Annotated in this window: 3 protein-coding genes; all 3 read right to left on the bottom strand. The window is 63.4% G+C overall.

Annotation, left to right across the window (positions count from 1 at the left end; translation table 11 throughout):
• Window positions 1-915 (bottom strand): IS66 family transposase (tnpC, locus tag BCL93_RS16985; RefSeq protein ID WP_112056545.1); only part of this gene is annotated, 915 nt, incomplete at its 3' end.
• 92 nt (window positions 916-1007) lie between these two features.
• Complete coding sequence (tnpB, locus tag BCL93_RS16990) at window positions 1008-1343, bottom strand: IS66 family insertion sequence element accessory protein TnpB (protein ID WP_112056543.1); 336 nt, start codon at window positions 1341-1343, stop codon at window positions 1008-1010.
• Window positions 1340-1708: an IS66-like element accessory protein TnpA gene (gene tnpA / locus BCL93_RS16995; RefSeq protein WP_220086308.1), complete on the bottom strand. Its 369-nt coding sequence runs from the start codon at window positions 1706-1708 to the stop codon at window positions 1340-1342. Before tnpA ends, tnpB begins: the two co-directional genes overlap by 4 nt.
• Window positions 1709-1792 lie beyond the last annotated feature (84 nt).

Consider the following 1792-nt stretch of genomic DNA (forward strand, 5'->3'; position numbering starts at 1 on the left):
GCCCCGCCACTCGCCAAGGAAGTCGCGGGCATATTGGCCGCCGCGCCCCTCGCTGAAGTCGTAGACGACGGCCTTCAGGCTGGCGTAGGGCGTGGTGGCGTAAGCCCAAAGATAGGCGCGGTGGGTCTTCTTCTTGCCCGGAGCCAGCATCGGCACCGGCGTCTCGTCGGCATGCAGCACCGGCTCACTGAGCAGCAGCTTACGTAGGGCATCGACCAGCGGCTGAAGCCGCACGCCGCAGATGCCGACCCACTCGGCCAGAGTGGAGCGCGGAATCGCCACGCCGGCACGGGAGAAGATCTGCTCCTGGCGATACAGTGGGAGGTGATCGGCGTATTTGGCGATCAACACCTGGGCCAGCAGACCGGCGGTGGGGATGCCCTTGTCGATGATCTGCGCCGGCATCGGCGCCTGGGTCAGTGTCTCGCAGTGATCACAGACCCACTTGCCACGGATATGGCGCTCGACATGGAATACGCCCGGCGTGTAGTCGAGCTTCTCGCTGACCTCCTCGCCGATCCGCCGCAGCTTACAACCACACGGGCAGTGATCATTCTCTGGGTCATGGTGAATCTCGGTGCGCGGCAGTTCGGGAGGCAAAGAGGCGCGCTTGGGCGTCTTCTTGGGCGCCGATGACGCATCGGTCGTGACCAGGTCTTCCAACTCAGTCTCGATGGCGGCGATGTCGGCATCCACCCCATCCTCCAGCAGACTGATCTGCAGAACGTTGAGCTGCTCGCTGCGCTTGCCGAAGGCGTGGCGCTTGAGCAGCGCCAGTTCATAGGTCAGCTTCTGATTGACCTGCTCGCTGTGGCGGAGCGCTTTATCCTTTTCCTCGACCTGCGTCATCAGCGTTGCCGCCAGGTGGCGGAGCTGATCGGGAGAGAGCTGAGACAGGTCGGGAGGCATGTTCATTCGCTGAGTATGCCAACCTGTCGTGGGGAGTGGGATTGGCCCTTCAGCGAATAGCGAGCCGGGAGATTCTGTGCCTTATCTGACTCGGTATGTCAGACCACCGAGATCACCCCGTCGGCGCCGAGACGTTGCCAGGGCAGACCTTGTACCAAGGCCGTCACCTGCTCGGGACAGAGTTCGACGCGATCGCCATGCCTGTGGTCGGCCCAGTGGAATTTGCCCTGGTTCAGGCGACGAGCGCACAGCCAGACGCCCAGGCCATCGTGGACCAGCACCTTCATGCGGTTGCCGCGCCGGTTGGCGAACAGGTAGGCACAGTGCGGGCGAGCCGCTCCGAACACCTTCACGACTCGAGCCAGGGCGGTGTCCGGGCCGGCGCGCATATCCAGCGGGTCGGTGGACAGCCAGATCTCATCGATGCGGATCATGCGAGCAGCTCTCGGATCAGAGACCGGCAGGCATCGGCCTCCGAGGCAGGCCACTCGATGACCATCGGGCCGTTGGAGTGCGGGATCGTGAGGCGAATACGGTCCGTCACCTGATGTTGGCGAGCGACCGGTAATGAGGCACTGGCCATGGGCACCGGCACAAACGCCGGTGCTGCTGGCGCGGCAGTCTGCTGACGTGCGGTGCGGATCCACTTGTGGACCAAGTTGGCATTCAGGCTGTGCTCCAGGGCAACCCCGGCCACGGAGGCACCCGGCTGCTTGCAGGCCTCGACGATTCTGGCCTTGAATGCGGTGGTGAAGCGACGACGCTTCCGAGGAGCTTCCAGCACGCTTAAGTCCGTCATGGTAGGTGTCCACTTATTCATAGGTGGGCACCTACTGTGATGGAATTCAGGTACTTTCGGCAGATGGGTTCACCGGCCGGTTAC

This window comes from Onishia taeanensis (genome assembly GCF_003268885.1).
Lineage (GTDB): Bacteria > Pseudomonadota > Gammaproteobacteria > Pseudomonadales > Halomonadaceae > Onishia > Onishia taeanensis_A.

Coding starts and splice junctions, on each gene's coding strand:
- tnpB (WP_112056543.1), bottom strand. CDS start 1,343: ATGATCCGCATCGATGAGATCTGGCTGTCCACCGACCCGCTGGATATG.
- tnpA (WP_220086308.1), bottom strand. CDS start 1,708: ATGACGGACTTAAGCGTGCTGGAAGCTCCTCGGAAGCGTCGTCGCTTC.